Origin of the sequence: Bartonella sp. ML69XJBT, from assembly GCF_028618515.1 — a bacterium.
In the GTDB taxonomy this organism is placed as follows: Bacteria; Pseudomonadota; Alphaproteobacteria; order Rhizobiales; family Rhizobiaceae; genus Bartonella.
In genome coordinates this window covers 34974-57833 of the sequence record NZ_JAQITB010000009.1, presented here as the reverse complement: position 1 = coordinate 57833, position 22860 = coordinate 34974, and the positions used below count along the sequence as shown (strand labels likewise).

The 22860-nt window shown below is 38.4% G+C and carries 19 protein-coding genes and 1 pseudogene; 13 read left to right on the top strand and 7 right to left on the bottom strand.

What is annotated here, in order from left to right:
- Nucleotides 1–634: 634 nt before the first annotated feature.
- The 4 genes from glyS to PVV68_RS04610 form a co-directional block, all read right to left on the bottom strand.
- On the bottom strand, nucleotides 635–2860 hold the full coding sequence (gene glyS / locus PVV68_RS04625; protein WP_273720775.1) for a glycine--tRNA ligase subunit beta: 2226 nt from the start codon (nucleotides 2858–2860) through the stop codon (nucleotides 635–637).
- Nucleotides 2860–3804, bottom strand: a complete 945-nt coding sequence (locus tag PVV68_RS04620) for a glycine--tRNA ligase subunit alpha (protein WP_273782684.1) — start codon at nucleotides 3802–3804, stop codon at nucleotides 2860–2862. The genes glyS and PVV68_RS04620 overlap by 1 nt, the downstream gene beginning before the upstream one ends.
- A gap of 103 nt (nucleotides 3805–3907) precedes the next feature.
- Complete coding sequence (locus PVV68_RS04615; RefSeq protein ID WP_273720773.1) at nucleotides 3908–5605, bottom strand: tetratricopeptide repeat protein; 1698 nt, start codon at nucleotides 5603–5605, stop codon at nucleotides 3908–3910.
- 94 nt (nucleotides 5606–5699) lie between these two features.
- The gene (locus tag PVV68_RS04610; protein WP_273720772.1) at nucleotides 5700–6716 is read right to left on the bottom strand and encodes a polyprenyl synthetase family protein; all 1017 of its coding nucleotides are present in this window, start codon (nucleotides 6714–6716) and stop codon (nucleotides 5700–5702) included.
- A gap of 230 nt (nucleotides 6717–6946) precedes the next feature.
- Between PVV68_RS04610 and PVV68_RS04605 the strand changes: the two genes are divergently transcribed.
- From PVV68_RS04605 to PVV68_RS04575, 7 genes are all read left to right on the top strand, one after another.
- Nucleotides 6947–7738 (top strand): tRNA1(Val) (adenine(37)-N6)-methyltransferase, encoded by a 792-nt coding sequence (locus PVV68_RS04605; protein ID WP_273720771.1) that lies wholly within the window; start codon nucleotides 6947–6949, stop codon nucleotides 7736–7738.
- Between the two features lie 192 nt (nucleotides 7739–7930).
- Nucleotides 7931–8779, top strand: a complete 849-nt coding sequence (locus PVV68_RS04600; protein ID WP_273720794.1) for a S49 family peptidase — start codon at nucleotides 7931–7933, stop codon at nucleotides 8777–8779.
- Between the two features lie 255 nt (nucleotides 8780–9034).
- Nucleotides 9035–9943 (top strand): 4-(cytidine 5'-diphospho)-2-C-methyl-D-erythritol kinase, encoded by a 909-nt coding sequence (locus tag PVV68_RS04595; protein WP_273720770.1) that lies wholly within the window; start codon nucleotides 9035–9037, stop codon nucleotides 9941–9943.
- Nucleotides 9944–10158: 215 nt separating this feature from the next.
- A complete protein-coding gene (locus tag PVV68_RS04590) occupies nucleotides 10159–10800 on the top strand; it encodes a ribonuclease HII (protein WP_273720769.1) in 642 nt (213 codons plus the stop codon).
- Entirely contained in the window at nucleotides 10797–11759 is a 963-nt protein-coding gene (locus PVV68_RS04585) for an L-threonylcarbamoyladenylate synthase (RefSeq protein ID WP_273720768.1), read from the top strand. Before PVV68_RS04590 ends, PVV68_RS04585 begins: the two co-directional genes overlap by 4 nt.
- Nucleotides 11760–11761: 2 nt before the next feature.
- Nucleotides 11762–13171, top strand: a complete 1410-nt coding sequence (locus tag PVV68_RS04580; protein ID WP_273720767.1) for an FAD-binding oxidoreductase — start codon at nucleotides 11762–11764, stop codon at nucleotides 13169–13171.
- 150 nt (nucleotides 13172–13321) lie between these two features.
- Nucleotides 13322–13849, top strand: a complete 528-nt coding sequence (locus PVV68_RS04575; protein ID WP_273720766.1) for a DUF6101 family protein — start codon at nucleotides 13322–13324, stop codon at nucleotides 13847–13849.
- A gap of 137 nt (nucleotides 13850–13986) precedes the next feature.
- Here the strand turns inward: PVV68_RS04575 and PVV68_RS04570 are convergent.
- Nucleotides 13987–14643 (bottom strand): annotated as a pseudogene (locus tag PVV68_RS04570) (tyrosine-type recombinase/integrase); the annotation flags it as partial.
- Between the two features lie 234 nt (nucleotides 14644–14877).
- On the opposite strand from PVV68_RS04570, the gene PVV68_RS04565 reads away from it, so the two are divergent.
- Nucleotides 14878–15090: a hypothetical protein gene (locus tag PVV68_RS04565; protein ID WP_273720765.1), complete on the top strand. Its 213-nt coding sequence runs from the start codon at nucleotides 14878–14880 to the stop codon at nucleotides 15088–15090.
- A gap of 34 nt (nucleotides 15091–15124) precedes the next feature.
- Nucleotides 15125–15322: a hypothetical protein gene (locus PVV68_RS04560; RefSeq protein ID WP_273720764.1), complete on the top strand. Its 198-nt coding sequence runs from the start codon at nucleotides 15125–15127 to the stop codon at nucleotides 15320–15322.
- 122 nt (nucleotides 15323–15444) lie between these two features.
- On the opposite strand, the gene purD is transcribed toward PVV68_RS04560, so the two are convergent.
- Nucleotides 15445–16719, bottom strand: coding sequence for a phosphoribosylamine--glycine ligase (gene purD / locus PVV68_RS04555; RefSeq protein WP_273720793.1), 1275 nt, complete (start codon nucleotides 16717–16719; stop codon nucleotides 15445–15447).
- An 89-nt stretch (nucleotides 16720–16808) separates the two neighbouring features.
- Here purD and ubiA point away from each other — a divergent pair, with 89 nt between their 5' ends.
- Nucleotides 16809–17813, top strand: a complete 1005-nt coding sequence (ubiA, locus tag PVV68_RS04550; RefSeq protein WP_273720763.1) for a 4-hydroxybenzoate octaprenyltransferase — start codon at nucleotides 16809–16811, stop codon at nucleotides 17811–17813.
- 1008 nt (nucleotides 17814–18821) lie between these two features.
- Here the strand turns inward: ubiA and pdxH are convergent.
- Nucleotides 18822–19445 carry a pyridoxamine 5'-phosphate oxidase gene (gene pdxH, locus PVV68_RS04545; protein ID WP_273720762.1) on the bottom strand — a complete coding sequence of 208 codons (624 nt, stop codon included), beginning with the start codon at nucleotides 19443–19445 and terminating at the stop codon, nucleotides 18822–18824.
- Nucleotides 19446–19766: 321 nt separating this feature from the next.
- On the opposite strand from pdxH, the gene PVV68_RS04540 reads away from it, so the two are divergent.
- From PVV68_RS04540 to aroC, 3 genes are all read left to right on the top strand, one after another.
- Nucleotides 19767–20669, top strand: a complete 903-nt coding sequence (locus tag PVV68_RS04540) for a J domain-containing protein (protein WP_273720761.1) — start codon at nucleotides 19767–19769, stop codon at nucleotides 20667–20669.
- 122 nt (nucleotides 20670–20791) lie between these two features.
- On the top strand, nucleotides 20792–21610 hold the full coding sequence (fabI, locus tag PVV68_RS04535) for an enoyl-ACP reductase FabI (RefSeq protein ID WP_273720760.1): 819 nt from the start codon (nucleotides 20792–20794) through the stop codon (nucleotides 21608–21610).
- A gap of 147 nt (nucleotides 21611–21757) precedes the next feature.
- Nucleotides 21758–22858, top strand: coding sequence for a chorismate synthase (gene aroC / locus PVV68_RS04530; RefSeq protein ID WP_273720759.1), 1101 nt, complete (start codon nucleotides 21758–21760; stop codon nucleotides 22856–22858).
- The last annotated feature ends 2 nt before the right edge of the window (nucleotides 22859–22860 follow it).

Below are 22860 nucleotides of genomic sequence, written 5' to 3'. Positions count from 1 at the left end.
TTCATTTGTATTGATAAGCTCAAAATGTTGCAACAGCTCTTATATTAAGATATTTCCTGAGAAGCATATTGGCTCTTTTCTCAAAGAGTTTTTATCCATATATTTATTTTTCTTATAAGAGATAAAAAGACATCTTTTTACCATGAAGAGAGTTCGAAGAGAGATATTCTTACTTATTTTATGTTTTCTTTTAGATATCTAAAACGGTAAATTATCATTATCAATTCATGCGCTATTTTTTGAGGATGCACAAAATTTTTCACGAGCTATTATACTATCAAACACCATCATTTAAGGCTGTCATATAAGGTGTATAAAATTTTACAGATGAGATATGGAGATGAGTATTCAGTGTATAGAGTGTCTTGCAGAACTTATGAGTAAACGGCATAGAATGATCAGCTAAGTAAAGTTTGTCAAGAAAAGTTGGACTGTTTACAGAGAGGCACTGATAGAATCCTTGGTTATTTAAAGCAGGGAAAAAGTCAGAAGTATTATTTACAATTATAAATTTTACAATGAATGAAATTTCTCTCAAGTTTTATAATGATATTTTCTATATTTAGTGCTCAAAATACTCAAATAGAATTCTCTTCTTTTTTAATATTTTTTCAGTTGAGAAGATGTTTAAATTTTAAATTACAAGTTTTGAAAAATCCGCTATTGCTTCTGTACTGGTATGAATACGTCTAAGAAGAGCAAGACGATTAGTACGAATATTAGGATCTTTATCATTTACCAATACTTTTTCGAAAAATCTATCGATCAATTTTCCCAGTGGGGTTAGTATATTGAGTGCATTTGATAAGTTTGTTGCACGGATGTCGTTACAAATCTTATCTTCTATCTCAATAATTGCTTGATAGAGTTGTATTTCTTCTATCTCAATAAAGAGCTCAGGATTAATTTCATTTATTATTGTTGCTGTATCTTTTTGAAATTCGTTCTCAAGAATATTTACGGTACGTTTCACGGCGGCTAAAAAATTACTTCCATCACTTGTATTGATAAAAACGATGAGTGCTTCGACGTGACGTGCAACGAGCAAAAAATCATCAGCATTTTTATTTAAGACTGCTTCAATAGCATCATAACGTGCACCTTCCTCTTTGAGATAAATTTTTAAACGTTCATGAAAAAAAACTAATAGATCTGATAAAATATATTCTACTTTTTCCAGAAAGTAAGTTGGCGATTGTGTATTTTCTCTTTGAGATGTCTCATATTCTTTTTTTTGTTGTAAAAAAAGATTTGCTGCCAAATGAAACAATGGCATAAGATTAATTTTCCAGTCACGCAAAAGCACAAGCCTAATAATTCCCAATGCTGCTCGTCTTAATGCATAGGGATCTTTTGAGCCGGTTGGTTTTTCATTAATCAGCCAAAAACCGACAAGCATGTCAATTTTATCAGCTAGCGCAATTGTTATAGCAAGAGGCTCTTGCGGAATGCGATCTGTTGGGCCAAGAGGTTTATAGTGGTCTTCAATTGCTTCAGCTACGCGAGGATCTTCTCCCTGAAGAAGAGCATATTTTCTTCCCATGAGTCCTTGCAATTCAGGAAATTCTCCGACAACTTCTGTTTGCAAATCAGCTTTTGCAAGTACTGCTGCACGTTTTGCTAACAAAGGATCAGCTTGCACCAAAGGAGCAATTTTTTGTGCGAGTGCAGCGATGCGTTCTATTCTTGCACTTTGCGTACCTAATTTTGCATGGAAAGTTACATTTAAATGATCAAGTCGTGCCATTCTTTGATCGAGAGGCTTTTTAAAATCAAGATCAAATTTTTTTATAGAAGATTCTAAGTTTTTGATATCAGGCAGATCATGCTGGTCTGTTTGCCAAAAATAGAGTGCATCCGAAAGACGAGCACAGATAACTCTGCTATTCCCCTTAGAAATTTCCTTGCCCTCGTCACTTGCAAGGATATTAGAAACAAGAATAAAATAAGGAGAAAGCTTGACTTTTTCACCTTGTTTTCTTGTTACAAAACATTTTTGATTGGCTCGAATGGTTAAGCGAATAATTTCTGGAGGAATATCAAGGAAGGATTTATCAAAATTTCCCATAAGCACCACAGGCCACTCAACGAGTCCTGCGACTTCTTCTAAGAGGACACTATCTTGAACCAGCTCTAAGCCATTTGCAAAGCAAAGATTTTGGGCATCTGCCAAAATAATATTCTTTCGCTTTTCCGCATCAAGGATAACTTTATGGGCTTCAAGTTTGGTAATATAATCTTCAAAGCGACGAACTTGGATTGGTTTTCCGTCACTTAAAAAACGGTGACCATAGGTCAGATTATTGCTTTTAAGGGAACCAATAGTAAAGGGAACGACATGCGTTTCACCAATTTCTGGTCCAAAGATGCAGAGAATATTTTGTAAAGAGCGAATCCATTTCAGTGCTCCACTTTGTTCTGAATCTTTTCCCCAGCGCATAGATTTTGGCCATGGAAAATTGCGAATAATATCCGGTACAATATCAGCGATAATTTCTTCTGCATTCCGGCCTTTTTTTATGATTTTAGCGATATAAAATTCACCTTTTTTACTATCATGCGCAATATGTGCTTCAGAAATATCCCTTAGACCTGTTGAGCGTAGAAAGCCATCAATCACATGCTGGGGTGATTTTGTACTGGGACCTTTACGTTCTTCATGGATATCTTTTGAACGCAGTGAAAGGCCACGGATGTCTAATGTTAATCGACGAGGTGTCCAATATTCACAGGCAGCTTTATAGGTTAAACCTGCATTGACAAGTTGATCTGTTACACATTTTTTGAGATCAGCGGCAGCTTTTCGTTGCATGCGTGCTGGGATTTCCTCGCTAAAAAGTTCAAGAAGAAGATCAGACATCAGGCTTCTCCTTTAGTCTGTATTTGTCCTGCCTCTGTGTGTAAGAAGGCTTCTCCACAGCGGCGTGCGAGATCGCGAACGCGCAATATATAACTCTGTCGCTCAGTTACAGAAATAACACCTCGTGCCTGTAAAAGATTAAAGATATGGCTAGCTTTAATACATTGATCATAAGCCGGTAAAACACACAAGTGCATGCCATTTTCATGATTTGGTTTCCCCGCCTCAAGAAGTGCAATGCACTCGCGTTCTGCGTCAATAAAATGTTGATGGAGAAGACTAGTATCAGCAAATTCAAAATTATAGTATGAATATTCTTGTTCTGCTTGTAAAAAAATATCTCTATAAGTTATTTTGTCTTTTCCCTCTAAACCATTAAAGTTGAGATCATAGACGTTATTAACACCTTGGATATACATTGCTAGACGTTCAAGCCCATAGGTGAGTTCTCCTGAAACTGGAGCACATTCAATGCCACAAACCTGTTGAAAATAAGTAAATTGAGAAATTTCCATTCCATCACACCAACACTCCCATCCCAGTCCCCAAGCTCCAAGCGTTGGACTTTCCCAATCGTCTTCAACAAAACGGATATCATGAAGTTTTGTATCAAGACCAATCGCTTGTAGCGATTTAATATAAAGCTCTTGTAAATTGAAGGGCGAGGGTTTGAGAAGGACTTGAAATTGATAATAGTGCTGTAAGCGATTTGGATTTTTACCATATCGCCCATCTGTTGGGCGTCGAGAAGGTTGGACGTAAGCCACTTTCCAAGGGCGTGGTCCCAGAGAGCGCAGTGTGGTGGAGGGATGAAAAGTTCCAGCTCCAACCTCCATATCATAAGGTTGCAAAATTGCACACCCATAATGAGCCCAATAATTTTGCAAAGTTAAGATAAGTCCCTGAAAAGAACGTTTGGGATTAAGATGTTCAGGCAGTTTCACACTTTATACTCTTTTTAATATTTAACCAACAGACAGCAACCAAAGGAGTTTCAGCCTCTATCATTGTCTATTATTTCATGTGCTTGTGGTCAAGCATCGTTGTTTATTGCAAGCCAAATTTCAATTTTTTTTCGATTTTTTTGGAGTCTTTTGCTTCATTATCAATGGCATGATTCCATTGAAAGATTGCTTCATGTTTGCGTCCGACTTGCCAATAGGCATCGCCTAAATGATCATTTAATGTTGGATCTTCAGGTTGCAATTTAACAGCATTTTCTAATATCTGCACAGCTTTGTTATATTGTTTAAGCTTGTAATAGGCCCATCCTAGAGAGTCGAGGATATAACTGTTTTGCGGCTGTAATGCAGAAGCTTTCTGGAGCATGTTGAGCGATTCCTCAAGTTTTTGATCACGATCAACAAGTGAATAGCCTAGATAATTAAGAACTTGCGGTTGATTGGGAACAAATTCAAGAGCTTTTCGCAGGTCGCTTTCAGCTTTTGACCATTGATCTAGACGTTCGAAAGCAATACCACGTTGATAAAAGAGTTTCCAATCATCTCGTTGAAAATTTTTTATCTGCGCAATAGCACGATCTAGGACTTTTGTAGCTTCTACAAATTTATGATCTTGCATATAAAAGGCAGCCAGCGTTATCAACATAGCGCGGTCATTGGGAAATTTTTTATTTAATGCGTTAAGTAATTTGATAGCTTCATTGTAATTATTGTGATTGGCAAGAAGAAATGCCAGCTGAAGCTGTCCATCTTTATAATAAGGCGACTTAGGTGGTAAAGCGCGATAAAGTTTAATGGCTTGATCAGGATTATCTAATTTAGCAGAAATAAGCGCGAGTTGGAACAGCGTTGCATCACTTTGAGGATAAAGGGCAAAAGATAATTGTTTGAAAATACGTGCAATTTGTCCTGAGTTTTTATAATTGAGTGCTGTTCCAAAGTTGTATAACACCTCACCAGCTCCCTGTTGAGGTGTCTTAACTAATCTTTCTAAGGAAGCACCTTTTTCAATTTTTTTCAGGATATTTTTAAGAACCTCTCGGCCTGACAACATTTGTTCGCCATGCTTCATAGTTTGAAGAGCCTGATTGCGCATGTTATGGCGCAATTGGAATGAGGCGTAGGCTATAATAATACGCTCATAGGTATTAGGAGCTATAAGATTCCCTTGTTTGTTATTAAGCGCCTGTATGAAATGTTTTTTTGCGTCTTGTGTTTGCTCTGCAAGGTCGTTCATAAGTGCAAGATGATAATGTATAAAAAGGCTATACCAAGCAGGTCCTTTGATCTTTTCAAGATCAGCAATTGCTTGAGCTTTTTGTCCAGAACCGAATGTGATCCATGCACCGATGAGTTCAGGTATTGGATTATTATGACGTGTAGGAGGTCCTTTTAATTGCAAAAGAAGTTGAGCATTCTTGTAATCTCTTTTGATGAGGCTTTCTATCGACAATGTCAAGGACACAAAAGGAGTTATAACATTTTGTTCTTTAAGTTTTTTTGCTTGCTGAACAGCTTCTTTAAAGTTTCCCACAGAAAGCATAGCTTCAAGGAGCTCTTTTTGTGTTTCAATGTTATCAGGTTTGTAAGAGAGTGCTTGTTTAAAATAATGAATGGCAAGATCTATTTTATTTTCATGATTTGCCACTCTTCCAGCTAAATAGGCACCCGTAAATGATGTTGGATTTATAGTGGTGTTTATTTTGCTAGAGGTTGCTGATGGCATCAGCATGATACCCACGATAAAGAATGTCAAAAAGCGGGATACCGTTGCATTGCACATAGGGCTAATCCTTTTCAAGATAATCAATCGATTGTATAGTTTATAGATCATGTCCGATTACTTTGTTGAAAAATATTGTGTTTCCTGCCAAGTATCAGTTTATGCGTGCAATACAAAAATCAACAGTCTCAATAAGAGCATTGTAGGCAAGATTTTTGTTGAGGTGGGCAAGAGCGTCAATTGCACGCTTTCCATAAAGGCGAGCTTGTTCTATGGTATCTATGAGGCTATCATATTTTTCTATTAAGTGCCGTGCATATGCAAAGGCTTCATTATTGTTATGACCGTCTTCAAGAGCTTGTTTCCAGAATGCTTTTTCTACCGTATCACTACGTGCATATGCGAGAATAACAGGCATTGTGATTTTTCCTTCTCTAAAATCATCCCCTATATTTTTTCCCAAATTTTGAGCAGAACCACCATAATCAAGTGCGTCATCAATCAATTGAAAAGCTAGTCCTAGCAATGTTCCATATTCACGCAATGCAGAACGCTCTTTATCTCCATAGTCCGCAATAATTGGTCCGACTTCAGCGGCAGCTGAAAAAAGTGCTGCCGTTTTTGCATTGATAACTTTGAGATAGTCTGAAGCGCTGGTTTCAATGTTTTTTGCAACAGAAAGCTGCATCACCTCTCCCTCAGCAATAATTGCCGCAGCATTTGCAAGAACAGAGAGCGCTTCTATAGAACCAACATCAACCATCATTTTAAAAGCTTGTCCCAACAGAAAATCACCAACAAGTACGCTTGCTTGATTTCCCCAAATCATTCGTGCAGTAGATTTTCCTCGTCGTAACTCACTCTCATCAATCACATCATCGTGTAATAAGGTTGCTGTATGCATAAATTCAACAGCTGTTGCAAGCCTTATATGCCCTTCATTTTGATAACCAAACAGATGAGCGGAAGCTAGTGTGATCATTGGACGTAAGCGTTTTCCACCTGATGAAATAAGATGGTTAGAAATTTCAGGGATCATTTCAACCTCTGATTTTGCCATAGAGAGGATCAATTGGTTGACGCGCTCCATATCATTTTTGGTAAGATTAATGAGGGATTGAAGGGATATTTGATTGTTTTTTGTTTGATCTAGTTTTGTAGCTACGCGCAATATGTTTACTCCCAGAGTATTGCAATGGACTTATGTAATTTCTATTTTGTCCCTAACATAAAGGGGGTTTTGTTTTGACACAAGCTTTGGATGATATTTGCAAGAAATGTTTTTAAATTTGTGGAATGTTGCTGTGATAAAATTTCAAGAGTAAAAGTTTGAAATAGCTTTTTTTGAGCAGCACTGAATAAGAAAAAAGACAGTTTATAATAAACATTAGGTTTTCATAAATGGATAAAACAACGAATCAGACTGATGAAACAATAGACAGTTTTCATCGCGGGAAGTTTTATTTGGTTCAACCACGCACCTATGGTCATCGCTCTGGAATGGATGCTATGTTGTTAGCCAGTTTGGTTCCCAGTAATTTAAAGGGCAAGGTTGTTGATTTAGGAGCGGGTACTGGTGCAGCAGGTTTGGCGGTTGCTGCGCGTTGCCCACAAGTTTATGTTACATTGGTTGAACGCTCAGTTTTTATGGTATCTTACGCACAAAAAACGCTTATGCTCAAACAGAATGAAAAATTAGCTGAGCGAATTTGTTTGTTAGAAGCAGATGTTACTTTGAAAGGGAAGAAGCGTTTAGAAGTAGGATTGGTGGATAATTCTTTTGATTTTGCGATTATGAATCCACCTTTTAATAATCCTGCCGATCGCAAAACACCTGATAAACAAAAATCTGAGGCACATGTTATGCCTGAAGCCATGTTTGATCATTGGTTACGAAGTGCAGCAGCAATTGTTAAGCCAGGTGGATATTTAGGATTAATTGCACGTCCGCAATCATTAAATGATATTCTCTACGCTTTTAAAGGGCGTTTTGGTGGTATCTGTATCATTCCCGTTCATGCACGTGCAACAACGGCGGCAATTCGTATTTTATTTTATGCAAAACGAGGAAGTAGAGCGGCCTTGTCTATATTACCGGCATTGATTATGCATGAGGGCAGTAGCCATGCTTTTTCACCGCGGATTGACGCAATCAATAATGGATGTATAAGTTTGTGGGAACTTTTAAAATGATATCTTGTATTTTTCAAGTTATTATTTAAATTCAAACTTAGATCTTTAACCCTCTAAAGGAGATTTAGATTTTGAGTGAAGTGGGATGTGATACTATATTTTGGCTTTGTTTAGGCAATTTTGTGTTTAGTTATGTTGTTCCCTTTTTATTAGTTTATCTTTTCTCCTAGCTTATAAGGAAGTTTTATTTTGATGGAAGTTATCAAAAATCTTATTCCGCATCGTTTTTATTCGAGTAAACTTGAAATCCCTGTGGTGCGTCTTCATGGGGCGATTATGGATTCAACGACACTAATGTCACGTACGCTTTCCTTGGGGAGGTGTGCGAGTCTTTTAGACAAAGCTTTTGCATACAAAAAGGCACCGGCTGTTGCACTTATTCTTAATTCTCCTGGTGGTTCGCCGGTGCAATCGCGTCTTATTTTTAAACGCATCCGTGATTTGGCAGAGGAAAAAAAGAAACAGGTTCTTGTCTTTATTGAAGATGTAGCTGCATCGGGTGGTTATATGATTGCTTGTGCGGGAGATGAGATTTTTGCTGATCCTTCTTCGATTGTTGGCTCTATAGGAGTTGTGTCAGCTTCCTTTGGTTTTCCTGAGCTTTTGAAGAAAATTGGTGTTGAGCGGCGTGTTTACACGGCAGGAAAAAACAAGGTTACCTTAGATCCATTTCAGCCTGAAAAGAAGGCAGATATTGAGCATTTGAAATCTCTACAACTCGAAGTTCATCAGACTTTTATTGATTTGGTTAAAGAACGGCGTGCAGCGAAGCTATCAAATGATCCGGATATTTTTACAGGAATGTTTTGGAGTGGGAAGAAAGGCATTGAACTTGGCCTTGTTGATGGATTGAATGATGTACGTTCTGTTATTAAAGAACGTTTTGGGGATGATACAAAACTTCGATTAATTACGCCTCCAAAAAGTCTTTTAGGACCTAAAACGCCTGCAGGAGTTACGGCTCATGTGGTTTCTACAGCAGTTGACAGTGTATTTATAACCGCACAAGAGCGTGCACTGTGGCAACGTTATGGTTTGTGATGAGGGCGACAATTTAAGAGCTACGCGGGAGAGCTAGTAATTTTACCTAAAAATACTTGTAAGAAAGAACGAACTTGAAATGGTGCGAATGATTGCATTCAGTTTATTGTGTATAGCAGCTTTTCATATTTATTATTTAATAAGGAAACGGTTGCAGAAGATGTTCTGGGGAGGAGGGGTAGAAGAAGCTAAACCGAGTACAAAAAAACGGGGTAGGTTGGTAAAGGATCCCTATACAGGTGAATATTACGTCAGATGATCTCGGATGTACGAACTTCATTCAAAGGTTATTCTTATAGATTCACCCCCATTAAGCTGAATTTGGCTTTGCATGTTGTTGGACAGCGCGCTGATGGTTATCATTTAATAGAAAGTTTGGTCTATTTTAGTCTCAGTGGTGATTGTTTAAGCTATGCTCCGTGTAAAAATGATCACTTTGTTCTAACAGGTCCATTTGCACAAGGGCTTATTGCTGATTCAGATAATTTGGTTATCCGCGCACGTGATTTTATGCGCAAGACCTTTCCTGAAAGTGCTAAACCAGCTTTTTTAAAACTTGTTAAAACATTGCCTATTGCTTCAGGTATTGGTGGTGGCTCTGGTGATGCAGCGGCTGTTGTGAGTATATTGCATCAACAGTGGAATCTTAATGATTCTTGTGAAAAATTAGCAGAAATGAGCGTCATTCTTGGTGCCGATGTACCAATGTGTCTTTTGGCATTGGAATATCAGCAGCCGCTTTTTGTCAAAGGAATTGGCCAAGATATTACACGAATAAAGGAAGCTTGTTCTCTTGCAATGGTGTTAGTAAATCATGGACAACAGATTGCAACGGAAGCTGTTTTTAAAGCTGTAGAAAAGCACAACCATTCGCCTCTAAAGATTGATCCAGAAGCTCTGAAGACAGTTGATGCATTGGTTGAGGCGTTACAAGAAACGCGCAATGATCTTTTTGCTCCTGCTTTGAAAGTTGCGCCTCAATTAAAGGAAGTGTTATCCATATTAGATGGGTGTGGCTCTCTTTTTTCTCGCATGTCTGGAACGGGAGCAACTTGTTTTGGTATTTTTAAGAATCAACAAGCAGCACAAAAGGCAGCTCTTTTTATTAAATCAATGCATCCAAGTTGGTTTGTGCAACCGATTATGACTTTAGGAAAGATTTAAGAGAGAAAGATTTTTGTTATGTGCAATGGAGAGATTAGATACTAGAATAAGTATTTTTGGTTTCTAGATCAGATGGGCACATGCTAAGATAATGTTTAGTGGAAGAATCAGAGAGTGGTGCGAAGACTCTATATTTAAGCTCTTTTATTTCTATGCTTGCAGAAAAAAGCAGGCTGTGAAATGGTGTATTTCTTTGTATGTGTGATTTATAAAAGATGTCTAATCTACCACTACAGCCGAATTTTTCATATGAATTAGATTTGCAAAGCCAAGGTTTTTTTCATATAGCAGGTATTGATGAAGTAGGACGTGGGCCTCTTGCTGGGCCTGTAGTAACCGCGGCAGTCATTTTGGATAAAGATCATATTCCTGATGGGTTAAATGATTCAAAGAAGCTGTCTTTTCTACAACGCGAGAAATTCTATAATGAAATTTTACAAAATGCATTAGCAATTTCAATTACGAGTCTTTGCGCCCATACGATTGATCAGTCTAATATTAGAAAAGCAACTTTAGAAGCAATGCGTCGCTGTCTTACAGGATTAGCAGTTCCAGTTCACTATGCACTCATTGATGGACGTGATATTCCTTCTGAATTACCATGCCCAGCAACTGCTTTGATTAAAGGCGATCAACGTTCGGTTTCAATCGCAGCAGCATCTATTATTGCTAAAGTAACGCGGGATCGGATGATGGAATATGCAGGGCAAATTTATAAAGGCTATGGTTTAGAGAAGCATGTAGGATATGCAACGCGAGCACATCGTGTTGCTCTTGATAAATATGGGCCAATTGTGGGATTACATCGTTATAGTTTTGCTCCTCTCAAATGGCGCTATAGGAATGATGTTTTATGACAATTCTCCCTCTCAATAGCGCTTCGATAAAGCAAGCCGTTGCACTTCTTGAACAGGGGAAGTTAGTCGCTCTACCAACAGAAACGGTCTACGGATTGGCTGGTGATGCAACCAATGGGAGGGCAGTAGCTTCTATTTTTTCGACAAAGAGGCGTCCACAATTTAATCCTCTTATTGCTCATGTCAGTAGCATTGATATGGCGCAGCGCTACGTTGAAATTGATTTTCTTTCGCGTCGATTAATGGAGGTATTTTGGCCAGGACCTTTAACATTTGTTCTTCCTTTAAAGGTACAGCATAATATCCACCCTTTAACCACTTCTGGTCTGAATACACTGGCTGTTCGTTTTCCCAATAGTCGTTTTGCAGAAATTGTGGAATATTTTGGTCGACCTCTTGCTGCTCCTAGTGCCAATCAGTCAGGGCGTCTTAGTCCTACTTCGGCTGAAGCTGTTTTTGCATCTTTAGGGAGATCTGTTCCTTTGATACTTGATGGAGGAGTTTGCACAATAGGGATTGAATCAACAATTATTAAGGTTTGTAATGAAGATATTTACCTTTTGCGTTCTGGAGGGCTTGTGGTGCAAAAGATTGAAGAAGTTGCGGGAAGATCGTTAAAACGGATAGATCAGCGGGTTACGATTGAAGCACCAGGTATGTTAAAATCGCATTACGCACCAAATGCTGCGATTCGTTTGAATGTGGATAAGGTTGAAAATGATGAGGCCCTTTTAGCATTTGGTAGACAACGCATTATGGGGGCTGAAAATGCTATTTCTGTTTTAAATCTGAGCGAGAGTGGACAGCTGGAAGAGGCCGCCTCTCATTTATTTCAATATTTGAGAGAATTGGATTCATTAAAGGTGAGATCTATTGCCGTAGGACCTATTCCAACATATGGATTAGGTGAGGCTATTAATGATCGTCTTATACGTGCAGCGGCTCCAAGAGAGGATTGAAGATGGAGCAGGAGTTAATTGAAAAATTTACAAAACTTGTTGGAGTTGGGAATGCTATAACAGATCAGGCATTGATTGCACCCTATTTGCTTGAAGAACGCGGACGATTTCATGGGAAAACATCATTGCTTTTACGACCATCGTCTTCTGCAGAAGTGTCGTCAATTATGCAACTCGCTAGCCAATCGCGCACACCGGTTGTACCGCAGGGGGGAAATACGGGGCTGGTAGGAGGTCAACAACCAGATGAAAGTGGGAACAGCGTTCTTTTATCTATGGAACGACTTAATAAGATAAGATGTATAAATCTTGAAGGTAATTTTGCTGTGGTGGAGGCTGGAGTTATTTTACAAGACTTACAGAAAAAAGCAGATGAAGCAGGTCGTTTTTTTCCTCTTTCTTTGGCTTCAGAAGGTTCCTGCCAGATAGGGGGAAATCTTTCATCTAACGCTGGAGGAACAGCTGTCTTAGCTTATGGAAATATGCGTGAACTTTGTCTTGGTTTGGAAGTTGTTTTGCCTGATGGTCGTATTTTAAATGATTTACGTTTTGTTAAGAAAGACAATAGCGGTTATGATTTGAAAAACCTTTTTATTGGAGCAGAAGGCACTTTAGGAGTTATAACAGCAGCGGTCTTAAAATTGTTTCCAAAACCTAAAGGAAAAGCAGTTGCTTTAGTTGGTTTATGTAGTCCAGCTAAGGCTCTAGAGCTTTTATCTCTTGCACAATGTCATGGAGGGGAGATGTTAACAGGTTTTGAGCTCATGGGAAAACTGAGCTTACAAATGGCTTTAGACTATAAGATGTGTGATAGGTCTCCTCTTGAACAGGAGCATGAATGGTATGTATTGATTAATATTTCATCATTACAGGGGGAAAATGAAGCCTTTTCAGTGCTTAGTGTTATTTTGGAAGAGTCTTTAAAGGATGCTGTGATAGAAGATGCTGTTGTTGCACAATCATTAAAGCAGCAAGATTTTTTTTGGCAATTGCGTGAAAGTATATCACCTGCACAGAAATTAGTAGGAGCATCCATTAAGCACGATATTGCAGTACCTATTGCGTCCATTCCTGATTTTATCTCCGATGTAGAAAATATTGTTGAAGAAATTGTTCCAGGTGCGCGGATAGTTTGTTTTGGTCACATGGGCGATGGAAATTTGCACTATAATATTACCCAACCCGTTGGAGCTGATCCTGCAGTATTTTTGCAGTTATGGTCACAAATGAACCATAGTATTCATAGTTTAGTGATGCACTATCAAGGTGCGTTTTCTGCTGAGCATGGAATTGGTCAACTTAAGCGTGAGGAACTTCGTGCCTTCAAATCGCCTGTCGCATTGGATATTATGCAAGCGATTAAGAAAGAGCTCGATCCTTTAGGGATTATGAATCCTGGAAAAGTCTTATAATGCAAGAGAGATAAATTGTATCATGTGTTTTTGTTTAGATTTCAATAACCAAAAAAGAAACCAGTTGTTTTTTATTCAATCTTTTAATAATCCAATGAGAAAAAGCTGTTAAAGGGTGTAGTATTATTAAAATAAATTGGGACACTATATATGGCTAATCAATGCTTTAATCAGGCAAAAGCGGTGCTTGAATTTCGGTTGGATCCGTGCCATTTGCCACAAACAACGACATATTTTTCATCAAAAACGGGCAACAAAATACTTTGTTCGTTAAGTGAACGTGGTGTTTTCTTTAAAACAGATACCCCTTCAAGCTTATCGCATTTAATGCCCTCTTATCATTTCAAAGGAATTGTAGCACGTACTGTAAAAACGCATTCAGGAGAAAGAGCCGTTGCATTAGAATTGCTGCATAGAGATGAGGAAGTTTGCATCCCCCTTTTAGTTTCTAGAGATTTGAATAATGTTCTTTTAGACTGGCGCTTATGGGCAGATACTTATGATCTTCCTATGCTTATGATCAATGAAGATAATCGTGTTATTGTTGTCAAAGATCGTTTCGATTTACGCCGGTTCTTTTATACAACTCTGCATTCTAAGCAAAAGCGTTTCTCACTTCGTTATAGCAATCCGTTAGGTTTGCGTTTGGTTATCGCGAATCGAGTTACCCTACAGTAGATCTTATATGTTTTCATGTTTTAGGATTATGCTGCCATAGCTGTTTATTCTGCTGTGTTTTGCTTTTGATTATCAATAAGAGCTTTGCTGGACAACATATGTTGACAGAAGGTTTTCGCGTTAGATATTTTTACTATTTTAAAGGCAAAAATAATATCTTTCCAATCCATGGCTGGTATATTTTGTGTTTTATGGAGTTGTTGACCTAAAAGAGCACGTGCTTTTTCTACTGCCTGTAAATCAACATCCAAACCTAATGCAGCCGCATGTTTGAGACACATATTGAGACGAATAAGAGCTCTGTTAGCTGTTGCAGCTTTTGTATGCCAAATGGGAGCAAGGGCATTACGTATCTCTGTTTGCGTAATCTCTGAAACGGGCAAACAGCCTAATTTAGGTAAAACATGAAGTTTTAAGGGTGAAAACCAGTTTCCATTTTTACCATCCCCTTTTAATTCAGCTTTACGACTTTCAAAAGCATCTAGTGCAATATCTTTTAAATAATGAAGATTGCTTATTGCCTCACGCTTTTGTTTCTCACGTTCTTTAATGGGATCACGACCCTCACGTAAAATAGAACGTCACCCAGTTGCAAATTCACGGGCTTGTTTTAAAGAGACATCTCTTAAGGCACCCAATCCCATTTCGCGACGACGTCCGTGAATGGTATAGCGATAAATCCATTGAGCACCACCATCTTTACGCTTATGGAGTAACAAGCCGGCACCATCATTATATTTACCAGCTCCCAATGTTGCTACAGCCCTTGCATTAAGACGGTTCATAAGAGCCATTTTTAGTTCTTTCTTATACAATTTTTACTAACACACCAGCCCCGCTTTTGACGTGCAAGCAAGTGATATTAATTGATTCAATCTGAGAGGGTTTAGAATGAGAAAACCTTACTATATTCGGGTCTTTAATTCAACATGCAAAACAGTGAATTATCTATATAAATCAATGTCTTGCTAGAGCCCGGCGCTCTTATAGAGTATTAATAGAAACTTTATAACGATTAGGATTTAATTATGACAAATATATCAAAAAACACCCCCGTTATTTCTTCTATTTCAAATAAAACCGCATCTGTTAATAAACAAGAGCCTGCAAAAAAATACGAATTTACAGGTGAAACAATAGAGGGCGGTGATTATACTCTTTATCGCATTCGGGCTTTAAGGGATTTTGCCAATGTTAAGGCAGGGAACCTCGGCGGCTTTATACATAAGGTTGCAATTTAGCTCATAATGGCAATTGCTGGGGCGGGGGGATGCCATGGTTTATGGTGATGCGCGGGTTTTCGATAATGCTTATGTTTCTGATAATGCAAAGATTACTGGATCTGCTAAAATTTATGAAAATGCAAGGGTCTATGGCAATGCTAGCGTGCATATTAGAGCTGAGATTTATGGAAATGCACAAGTCTATGAGAACGCATTGATTTATGACACTATTTATGGCAAGTTATCTTGATAAAACCAGAATTTATGGCAATGCGGAGGTTTATGATAAAGCACGTGTGCTAGGAGGCTCTCAAGTTTATGGATAATGCCCATGTTTATGAAAACGCTATAGTTAAGGAAAGTTCAAGGAATTCAGCTTTTTTGCGCAATGGCTCTCCAACCAATATCGCGGCGGACAAAACCTTCGGGCCAATCAATACAATCGACAGCTTCATAGGCGCGCTTTTGCGCATGTATGACGGTTTTGCCCATTGCTGTTATATTTAAAACGCGTCCACCATTGGCAATGAGTTCTCCATTGCTCAATAGAGTGCCAGCTTGAAAAACTTTCACATCAGAAAGAGCCTTTACCTTATCAAGATTACGGATAACAGTACCTTTTTGGGGAGATTCTGGATAACCTTTTGCAGCCATAACGACAGTCAAGGCAGTTTTTTGAGACCATTGCAGGGGCTTTTGTTCAAGATTTCCCTGAGCAGCAGCAAAAAGAATTGGCAGAATGTCATCTTCAAGACGCATCATTAAAACCTGACATTCAGGATCGCCAAATCGCACATTAAATTCAATAAGTTCAGGTCCTTTTTGTGTTATCATCAATCCGACAAAAAGAATACCTCTAAAGGGAGATCCCATTGCATTCATACTATGTAGAGCCGGTTCAACAATCTCTTTGAGAGTACGATCAATTATTTTTTCGGTCATGATAGGAGCTGGTGAATAAGCCCCCATGCCACCGGTATTTGCTCCAGTATCACCATCCCCCACACGTTTATGATCCTGAGCTGATCCAAAGGGAAGGGCAATTTTACCATCACAAAGACAAAAGAAGCTTGCTTCTTCACCTTCAAGAAAAGACTCTACAACAACTTTTTTTGCCGCATTGCAGGAGGTACTTTTAAAGCAGGCATCAACAGCATTAAATGCTTCTTCCATAGTTGTTGCAACGACAACACCTTTACCGGCCGCTAAACCATCATCTTTAACAACAATGGGAATACCTTGTTGCTGAATATAGGCTTTGGCTTTTGCAGAATCATCAAAGCATTGATAGGAGGCTGTAGGAATGTTATTTTTACGGCATAGATCTTTCGTAAAAGCTTTTGAACCTTCCAACTGGGCAGCTTTTTGAGTAGGTCCAAATACACAGATACCAGCCTTATTAAGGGCATCTGTTATACCTGCAACGAGTGGTGCTTCTGGTCCAACAACGACAAGATCAATAGAATGCGTTTTACAAAAGTCAATGACGAGAGAATGGTCATCAATGTTTAAGTCAATATTTTCACCATGTTCCATTGTTGCAGGATTTCCAGGAGCACAATATAATTTCGTTAGCAGTGGCGATGCTGCTATTTTCCACGCCAAAGCATGTTCGCGTCCGCCCGAGCCGATAAGAAGGATGTTCATCATTTGCTCCTATCATAGAAGATAATTAAATTGATTCTTGTCATAAGAATGAAATGCCTCTATCGCAAGACTAAAGGTAAGATTATTTAATGAAAAAAAGTAAAAATATTGCACATATTCAATCCTGCGAGAATCAGGGACGAGTGATGGATGCATCTTCCAAACAGTGGGTCTATCGTTTTCTGCCTGCCTCGATATGGTTTTATGCTCAATTAGCACGTTGGGACCGTCCTATCGGGTGGCAGCTACTGATGTGGCCTTGTTTTTGGTCAACAACGATGGCTTTTCTCTCTTATAAAATGCACCAATTACCTTTTATATCAATGTTCTTTCATTGGTGTTGGTATCTCTTTCTGTTCTTTTTAGGTTCTGTAGCGATGCGCGGGGCAGGGTGTACTTGGAATGATCTTATCGATCATCAAATTGATTCTCAGGTAGAGAGAACACGTTCTCGTCCATTACCAACAGGTCATGTGAGTCGTTTTCAAGCAAAGCTTTTTATATTGGTGCAATGTTTGGTTGGTTTAGGCATTCTATCACAATTTAATAGATACAGTTTTTTTCTAGGGATTTCGTCATTGGTAGCAGTTGCACTTTACCCTTTTATGAAACGCGTAACATATTGGCCCCAGTTTTTTTTAGGCATTGCATTTAATTGGGGGGCATTAATGGGGTGGGCAGTTGTGTATGGGAGTCTGAGTTGGTCACCAATTTTACTTTATATGGGATCCATCTTATGGACAATAGGATACGATACAATTTACGCACATCAAGATAAAGAGGATGATGCTACAGTTGGGGTACGTTCTACGGCACTGCTCTTTGGTGAAGGCACCAAGCGTGCTTTGGTCTTTTTATATAGTGGTTTTGTGGTGCTTACCAGCTTGGCATTTTATTTGGCAGAAGTCCCTCTTATTAGCTTTTTGGGGATTTTTATGGCAAGTGTCCACATGTTTGTTCAAATTAAAGTCATTGATATAAATGACAGTTCACAATGTCTAAAGCTGTTCAAATCGAATTCGTTTATTGGGTTTGCGGTTTTCGCTGGTTTAATATGCGGTGGTATATGGATGATGTTTTATCCTGCGATTTAAGAATACGAAGCTAAAAATAAAACCATCTGTTATGTAATGCTACCATGAATATGTGTTATAAGATATTGCTTTATCATGCTGACAGATTGTCATTCATATTGAATAACAACTTCAAAAACAATCAGTTTCTCTTATCTTAAATCTTTTTATATTAAATCAATGAAAATGATTTTCTTGCATGTTTATAAACATGGTTCCTGTGTAGGTAAAAACAATTAAAGAGAGAAGTAAAAGTGCTTTCTCTGAACACTCTCCAATATAAGAGTTGTCGTAACATTGGGGCTGGTAAATGGTATGATATTGCCAGCATGTACTTGTGCAAGCGTAAAGATAGTGTGGTACAATGCTTTTTACGTTACATTCATGGGCACTGTCGTAAAAGAGGCTTGAGTGCGTTGAGAAATGTTTTTTGCAAAAAGCACGTAAATGCGCAACAAAATGGTGTTCTGTTTTACATAAGGAACGTATCCCCATTCAAAAACGAGAGGACCCAAAATATGAAGCAATGCTTTCATTGATTTTTAAATTTCTTGTACTTTACAATTTGCATCGTCTGTCTACATTCTATTTAAGTTTTGTCCTTCTAGCCTTGAGAAATCGTTCTCAATGTAAAACGACAATCTTAATAAATTTTACTTCTTATCTAGGATAAACTGAAAACCAATTTAATTAAGGATATTCGCTTTCCCCTTTGTCTTAATATAAATTATGATTTCCACTTAGGTCGTTGGGATTGAAATAGGCAAGATTATTTTATCTTTCTACGCTCCATTTGAATATGACAGATGAGCTCATTTAAGGTTCGCTGAATATAGCCTTTTCTTTTAAATCAATCTTGATCACTGAAACTTTATTGAAGTTATACAGTAAGAAAATGATTATTATCAAAAAAATTCTCATAGAAAATACGATCGTCCAATTTAAATCAATGATTTGATCTTCAATGTTACAAAGGTCTTTTTCATGGTTATGAGGATTTTATCCTCATAACCATGAAAGTTTGAAAAATTAGGGATAAAGTTTTTGCCTTTGCCAATTATCCTGTTCAACAGAATCGCGTGTAAAGAGCAAGCGGTCATGTAAACGAAACGGGCGATCACGCCAGAATTCGATAGAAAGGGGTTTAACACGAAATCCAGACCAATAAGGTGGGCGCGGGATATTTCCGAGTGCATAACGTGTTGTATATTGGGCAATTGCTTTTTCGAGGACAAAACGGTCTTCTAATGGCCGAGATTGTTTGGACGCCCATGCACCAATTCGGCTACTACGCGGCCGGGATTGAAAGTATGCATCTGCTTCTTGAACACTGACTTTTTCAACAATGCCGCGAACTCTGACTTGACGGCGCAGTGACTTCCAGTGAAAACTTAAAGATGCTTTCATTGATTTTAAAATTTCTTTTCCCTTTTGGCTTTCATAGTTTGTATAGAAAACAAATCCTTGGGAACTATAATCTTTGAGAAGTACCATACGAACATTAGGTAATCCGGTTTCATCAACCGTTGCTAATGCCATCGCATTAGGATCATTTACTTCGTTTACGGTTGCCTCTTCAAGCCACTTTGCAAAAAGTGCAAAAGGTTGTTGCATTTGTATAAAATCGTCGTTTGTTTGTACTTTATTGCTCATAATATTCTCCGAATATCCGTGAGTATGAGTGAGAACTCCTTAATTTACTTTATCATTAAAAAATAAAGTGCTGTTTTTTCTTATTTCGAAAAGCCAATGCCGTCATGTACTATTATGATATTTTAATCGTTTTTTTCTTTAGTATAGAATACAGTGAGCTATATTAAATAAAATATCTCTTTTATATGGTATTTTGGTTTCTTTATAGACATATAAAGGCAGAGAGAAATCTTCTTGAGAAAAGATTGATGAAGCTATGAGGAATATTGAACAACCTATCAGGTGATATTTTGAACACGGAAAAATTGAAAAGAGGGCAATATGCGTGATCCCTACACAATTCTGGGTGTGGCACGTACCGCAAAACCGCAAGAAATTAAATCAGCATTTAGAAAATTAGCCAAGAAATATCATCCAGACCACAATATGAATGATGCAAAGGCTAAAGAAAAGTTTTCTGAAATTAATCAAGCTTATGAAATTATAGGTGATAAAGACAAAAGGGCACAATTTGACCGCGGTGAAATTGATATGGAGGGAAAACCACTTTATCAAACTTATGGTGCTGGTGAAAATTTTAGCAATAGTCATAATCCTTTTTCAAGAGGTGCAAAAGGTTTTGATTTTACTTCCTCAGGAGGGGCAGGTTTTGATGCGAGTGATATTTTTCGTGATCTGTTTGGCAGAAGAGAAGGCTTTTCAAATTCTGCACGATATAATCAACCGCAACAAGGGGCGCATGTTCGTGCCAATCTTTCTGTCACATTGGAGCAAATGGTTGGTGCGGAAAAGGTTGAAGCCGTTTTTCCTAATGGAAAAAGATTAAAAATTAAACTTCCAGACTATGTTGAAGATGGTCAAACCATTCGTTTAAAGGGTCAAGGAGAAGAGGTGACTTATGGGCAAGCAGGAGATGCGCTGATAACCATTCACATTCAAAAACATCCTCGTTTTCGCGTTGAAGGAAGGGCTCTCCATCTTGATTTACCAGTTTCCCTAAAACATGCTGTTCTGGGAGTAAAAGAAGAAGTTGAGACTTTAGAAGGGCGTGTGGTTTTAACGATTCCTGCGTGGTCGAGCTCTGATCGTATTTTACGGTTGAAAGGAAAAGGGCTTCGTTTAAAAAACGGTACAAGAGATGATCTTTATATACATGTTCGTATTATGTTGCCGGAAGGTGGAGATGCTGGATTAAAACAATTTTTGCAAATGCAAAAAAGTTAACATTTGAGCGATATAAAAGCGTAGTTTTTGTTTGCTTTTAAAGCAATTGCTTGAAGAAAAAGTTGACCTATGCCATAGGCAGATAAATAATATTGATTTTAAGTAACAATGGGGCAGTGCTAATGGCTAAGGGTAATGGTTTATTATGCGGCAAGCGTGGTTTAATTTTGGGATTGGCCAATAATCGCTCTATCGCTTGGGGGATAGCTAAAGCAGCAAGTAATGCAGGGGCAGAGCTTGCTTTTACCTATCAGGGAGAAGCGATGAAAAAGCGTGTTGAGCCTTTGTCTGAGGAAGTAAAAGGGTTCGTTTGCGGTCATTGTGATGTTTCTGATAGTGCGTCTATTGATGCGGTTTTTAGAGAAATAGAGAAGAAATGGGGCAAGCTCGATTTTTTAGTTCATGCGATTGGTTTTTCTGATAAGGATGAATTAAGCGGTCGTTATATTGATATCAGCGAATCGAATTTTATGATGACTATGAATATTTCTGTTTACTCTTTAACGGCTCTGGCAAAGCGTGCAGAGAAATTAATGTCAGATGGTGGTTCAATTTTAACACTGAGCTATTATGGTGCAGAAAAGGTTGTTCCCAATTATAATGTGATGGGAATTGCAAAAGCAGCTCTTGAAACGAGCGTAAAATATCTGGCAGTAGATTTAGGCCCCCAAAATATTCGTGTTAATGCTATATCTGCTGGACCGATCAAAACCTTAGCGGCTTCTGGCATTGGTGATTTCCGTTATATTTTAAAATGGAATGAATATAATGCTCCTTTACGTCGTACGGTAACGATTGAAGAAGTAGGTGATTCTGCTCTTTACTTTCTTTCAGATTTGTCTCGTTCTGTTACGGGAGAAGTGCATCATGTGGATTCAGGTTATAATGTTATAGGTATGAAAGCTGTTGATGCACCAGATATTTCCGTCGTTAAAGAGTAAAGTTTGGTTTACAAAGTTATTCTTCGATAATGGTAGTGTGAAAAAAATTAAAATGGCTCATGGTCTTTTGCAATAAAAGCTGTTTGTGTACACCTCAACGTAGACTGTAGTTGCCTATATTTTGACAGAGAAACGGGTCATTTTTGCATGTCGCATAATACGTTTGGTCATTTGTTTCGTGTAACAACATGGGGTGAAAGCCATGGAGCTGCTCTTGGTTGTGTCATTGATGGTTGTCCTCCGGGAATTGTTTTTACCCTTTCAGATATTCAATCCTATCTTGATAAACGCAGACCAGGACAATCTCGATATACAACACAGCGTAAAGAATTGGATCAAGTAGAGATACTTTCAGGGGTTATGACTCAAGACGATGGAACCACATTGATCTCAACGGGAACACCGATTTCTCTATTGATTCGAAATACAGACCAACGTTCTCAAGACTATGGTTCCATTGCTCATCAGTATCGTCCTAGTCATGCAGATTATACCTATGATATTAAATATGGCGTTCGTGATTTTCGTGGTGGTGGACGCGCGTCAGCGCGTGAAACAGCAGCACGTGTTGCAGCAGGTGCTATTGCTCGTAAAATTGTTCCTGATTTGCTTATACGGGGCGCTGTGATAGCAATTGGTCCCCACATGATTAATCGCGATCATTGGAATTGGTCAGAGGTTGATAACAATCCTTTCTTTACGCCTGACGCAGAGATGGTACAGGTTTTTAGCGATTATATTCATAAAGTACGCAAAAGTGGTTCATCTGTTGGTGCTGTTATTGAGATTGTTGCAGAAAATGTTCCGGCAGGTTTGGGAGCACCTATTTACGCAAAACTTGATCAGGATATCGCATCATTACTCATGTCGATTAATGCCGTGAAGGGTGTGGAAATCGGTGATGGTTTTGCAGCAGCTTGCCTAAGGGGAGAAGAAAATGCAGATGAAATGCGGATGGGAAGTGATGGGAAACCATTTTTTTTATCCAATCACGCAGGTGGTATTTTAGGTGGAATATCGAGTGGACAGCCAATTGTCGCCCGTTTTGCTGTGAAACCTACTCCTTCAATTTTAACTCCTCGTCGTTCGATTGATGTTGATGGTAATGAAATAAACGTTGTAACGAAGGGACGCCATGATCCCTGTGTTGGAATTCGTGCTGTTCCTGTTGGTGAAGCGATGGTCGCTTGTGCTATTGCTGATCATTATCTAAGACATCGCGGTCAGGTTGGGTTATTGGGAAGGTGAAT